The sequence below is a fragment of the Aldersonia kunmingensis genome (assembly GCF_001646865.1).
GTDB classification, from domain to species: domain Bacteria; phylum Actinomycetota; class Actinomycetes; order Mycobacteriales; family Mycobacteriaceae; genus Aldersonia; species Aldersonia kunmingensis.
The window spans coordinates 1-4247 of the sequence record NZ_LRRB01000138.1 but is presented as its reverse complement, the minus strand read 5'-3'; the positions used below and the strand labels follow the sequence as shown (position 1 = coordinate 4247).

General features: G+C 64.8%; 4 protein-coding genes. All 4 read right to left on the bottom strand.

Annotated features, from left to right (window positions below; all coding sequences use genetic code 11):
• The coding region (locus tag A8G08_RS10830; RefSeq protein ID WP_157108512.1) for a glycosyltransferase family 2 protein at positions 1 to 315 on the bottom strand (315 nt) is incomplete at its 3' end.
• 352 nt (positions 316 to 667) lie between these two features.
• Positions 668 to 1069 carry an STAS domain-containing protein gene (locus tag A8G08_RS10825; RefSeq protein ID WP_245672771.1) on the bottom strand — a complete coding sequence of 134 codons (402 nt, stop codon included), beginning with the start codon at positions 1067 to 1069 and terminating at the stop codon, positions 668 to 670.
• Between the two features lie 585 nt (positions 1070 to 1654).
• On the bottom strand, positions 1655 to 2638 hold the full coding sequence (locus A8G08_RS10820; protein ID WP_084436099.1) for an alpha/beta fold hydrolase: 984 nt from the start codon (positions 2636 to 2638) through the stop codon (positions 1655 to 1657).
• Positions 2635 to 4026, bottom strand: a complete 1392-nt coding sequence (locus A8G08_RS10815; protein WP_068273604.1) for a WS/DGAT/MGAT family O-acyltransferase — start codon at positions 4024 to 4026, stop codon at positions 2635 to 2637. The genes A8G08_RS10820 and A8G08_RS10815 overlap by 4 nt, the downstream gene beginning before the upstream one ends.
• Between the last annotated feature and the right edge of the window lie 221 nt (positions 4027 to 4247).

Here is a 4247-nt window from a genome sequence, read left to right as displayed (position 1 = left end):
TTGCACCCAGTCCGGTTCGACTTCGCAATCGGCGTCCGTACAGAGCAGGAGCGCATCCGGATCGGCGGCTCCCGCGAACTTGAAACCCGCGGCGCGGGCGGCGCCGACGTTGCGGCACCGTACCGTCACCACGTCCTCACCCCCGGTCATCGAGGCCGACGCATCCGTCGAATCGTCGAGAACCACCACGATCCGCGTCGGCACCGGCGCGCGCGCTCGCGCACGCCGCAGCGATGCCAGGCACGCCGGCAACGTATCGGCCTCGTTTCGGGCGGGAACGACGATGACGACACTCGTCGGTACGGTCGTCCTCATCGCGTGGGACCGGTACGGACCAGGGCGGCAGCATTCATACGCGGGGGAGTACCCGCTCCGCGGTGACACACACGTCGGTTGATCCACCGATTCGACATGTGCTCGGGCCGATGAACCTCACAGGGTCTTCGGAACCTCACGGGGTATTCGCGGTCCGGCGGCAATCTCCTTGATCGCGCAGACGAACTCGGACGCGCTTGTGTGGAGCTACCCGGGATATCAAGCCTACGAGAAACTTTCAGCAGCTCGTACAACTCTGCGCGCCGATAGGCCTCCCTCCGCGGATGGGGGTGTCGGCTCGCGCAGGTTTCGCACCGATGAGACCTGTGTTCCTCCGATTGGGGCTCCCGGATCACTTCGGGGAGGAGGCTTCGAGCGCGGCATCGAGGGTGGTGTGGACCGTCAGGAGTTTGTCGAGACCCACGAGTTGCATCGGTCGTGCGACCGCGGGTCCGTCGGCCACGACCGCGAACTGCGCGGATTCGCCGATCTGTTCGTGCGCGGTGATGAGTACGGTCATGCCCGCCGAAGCGAGGAACCCAACTCGTGTCAAGTCCACGATCACCGCGGACGGTTCGTTCTTCAGGGAGTTGTGGATCGATCCGGTGAGCTGGGGTGCGGTCACCATGTCCAGCGTTCCGCTCACACCGAGGACAACGACGTCGTGATGCCAGGTGACGGCGACCTCGCACCCGGCCGCTCCGATACCCGGGTCGGGAACCCCGGCCGGCTCGTTTCCGGTCGTCGAATCCAACGCCGCTCACCCCTCTTCGATGAGTGCGAGCCGCAGCGCGAGGCGGGCATGCCGGACACAGCCCTCACCACACTCGGTCTAGCAGGAGCGTACGTCAGCACGGAATCCGCCCGCTCCCGATCGCGAAATACGGCGTTGCGGGGTACTCGGTCAAGACTCTCGGTCGGGATACCGCCGCCGCGGATCCGGGCCAGGTTCGAGTAACGGGATTGGCGGGCGGTCAACCGGAGTCAGCCCGCTGCGCGCTCGAGCAGATGTCGCGGCTTCCGACGCTTCCTGAAAGGCGACGATGGCCCGCCGTGCACTTGACTCTGGAGGCCCGATCACGTGGTCTGTTTTAGACCGGTTGGGTCAGAAGACGTTGCGGGGGAGCCGAGTTCGGACTTGAATCGCCATTTCGCTGCCAAGCAGGGATCGTGAAATACGTTGCGAGGCAAGGCCACCGTCGGGTCCACAATGGGGGCCACAAAGTGGTTTCGGGTCGGCGGCGCCGACGAAGAATCGCGGATTCCCGCTGGTCAGGAGCAAATCGAAGGGCGTAGGCCCGGGTGGGCCACCGGAGCACGTGCATATGGTGCAATCCGTTCAGTTGGCCGCCGTCTGGCCGGCTTCTCGTCCTTGCACGCGTTGAGCCACGTCGTTGACGGCGCCCACGAATACCGGGATCCAATTCTTCGCGTCGAGGAAGATCGAGGCATGCCCGCCGGGCGCGGTGAAGATCTCGGACCCCGGAATGGCAGCGGCGAGCCGGCGTTGCCGGCGTGCCGGGATTGCCCAGTCGTTCTCGGTAACGACGACAGCGGCCGGAACGTTGACGCGGTCGATCCACGGAGCGGAATTGAAACGTCCGAGCTCACCGATGACTTCGGGAAACGACCACGCGCTGGTGCTGCGGAACTCGATGCCTCCCCAGCTGGGCATATTGCTTACTTCGACCGTCGGAAGCTCCGGGAGATGCTGCGCGAGTCGGTCCACGCGGGCAAGCGCGTAACTCGACAGCGGATGCATTGCGGCCGTCATCATCGGGAAGAACACCCGTTCGCCGTGGTTGCCGCGGAAGTTTCGCGCGGTCGAGCACAGCACCAATCCCGTGACGCGGTGCGGGTGTCGACGCCACACCAGTTGAGCCACGGCCCCACCCATCGAATATCCGGCGACCAGTGCACGCTCCACGTCGAGGTAATTCATGACGGCAACGACGTCCTCGGCGCAGTCGCTGAACGCGAATCTTTCGGATCGGATCCCCCGGCCGTGCCAGCGCTGGTCGAAGGTGATTACTCGGTAGTGGCGGGAAAGCTCGCCGAGTGTGGCCGCCCAGCTGAGATAGGCGGTGCAACCCAGTGAGTGCAGCAGCACGACCGTGGGTGCGGACTGCGACGGACCCGCGACATCCACCACGAATGTGCGGCCGCGGCCGGGAAGCTCGATCATTCGCCCGTCGGGCACTGTCTCGAGTAAGGGCAAACCCGGGAGAAACTGCCGCACCCCGGCGCGGACGCCGGCGTAGAGTGCTTGGCCGCCGAGCCCGACGAGCCGGTCCAGGACTCGCACAACATGATTCGAGCTCATTTCGCCACCCGTTTCTCGGTTGCGTGGAGTTCGTCGAGGGCTGGGCGAAGTTCTGCCACCAAGGGGCCGAGATCATCCAACAGGTCCGGACAACTCAGCAACGAGATGTTCAGCCGCTCACCGTACGACCAGGCCGTCACATTGAGACCAATGCCTTCCAGGATGGGTCCGACGCTGAAGAGATCGCTGAGCCGTGCGCCGGAGATCGTCACCTCGTCGCCGGGACCCCGCACGTTGGACACGATGACGTTCAACGGTGGCGGGTGTTTGGCCGCCGCGCGGGACTTCGAATACAGCCGGAGGGCCGCGCTGAAGGGGCCGGGTGGAGTGAACTGCACCCAGTCGATGAGCATGCTCGGCCCCAGGGTCTGCTGGACGTTCTTGGCTTCGGCGGTGGTCCGGGATATCTCGCGCAGCCGCTCGAACGGATCGTCGATGTCGGTGGCCAGGGTTGTGAACAGGTTGGATACGCGGTTTCCGCCGAGCCGAACCGGCCCATTGGGCGGATCGGTCCCCACCGGCACGCCGGCGACGAGCGCCGTCGAAAGTCGTTCGCCGCGGTCCCCCATCCACCGGCGCAACGCGCCGGCAACGACGCCGAGCACGACGTCGTTGATGGTCACGTCGTGCGTGCGGCGTATCTCCTTGATCTCGTCGAGTGGAAGCGTGCACGTCGCGAAGATTCGACGGCTGGTGAGTGGGCCGTTGAAGGACGTTCTCGGTGCGTCGAGCACGGGACGCGGCACAGCGACATCGGAGTGACGCCGATGACGAACCAGCGCACGCAGGGAGACGGAAGTTCGCCATAGCAGTGCACCGAGCCTGGGGAACAGCGCGACAGCGTCGCGCAGTGCGAGCCGAACCTGCTCGATGGTGGACGGAGTCTGCTCCACACGTGTCACGAGATCGGTTTGGGCCGAGTGGTTTTGGTCGGTGATATTCGCCAGCAACGCGTTCGCGGCGATGCCGTCGGCGAGGGCGTGGTGCAACTTGCCGATTACCGCGACCCGACCGTCGGCAAGGCCTTCGCAGACATGCAATTCCCACAACGGAATCGACCGGTCCAGCGGCGTGCTGGCGACCGTCCCGATCAGTGCCTCCAACTCCGCCATCCCGCCCGGGGCGGGCACAGTGTGGTGGAAGACGTGTCGATCCGGATCGATCGGGCGATCGAATATCCACAGTGGATGGTTCAGCGCGAATGGCGCAGGCAGCGCCCGTCGTCGCAGTGGCGGTAGTTGGTTCAGCCGGGACAGCAATTCGTCCTTGAACCGCACCATGGTGAACACCTCTCGCGGTTCGATCAGCGCGACCTTGAGCGTGTGCATGTGCATGGTTGGCGTTTCCATGTACAAATAGCCGGCGTCTATGCCTTGCATTCGTTCCATCACGGCGTCCCTGTCGCTGGTTGCCCGAGCACCGGGAACGTACGTAATCGCGCCATCTCGTCGAGGCTCGCCTGCATGCGCTCTGGATTACCCCATAGCCCTCCGCGATATTCGGGTCCGGCCGAATTCTCGACATACCCCGGGTCGAGCAACTGTCTCGGCCGCCCATTCCTGTTCATCTCTGCTCACCCTGCGCGGATGTTACGTTGACGGCATCGGCG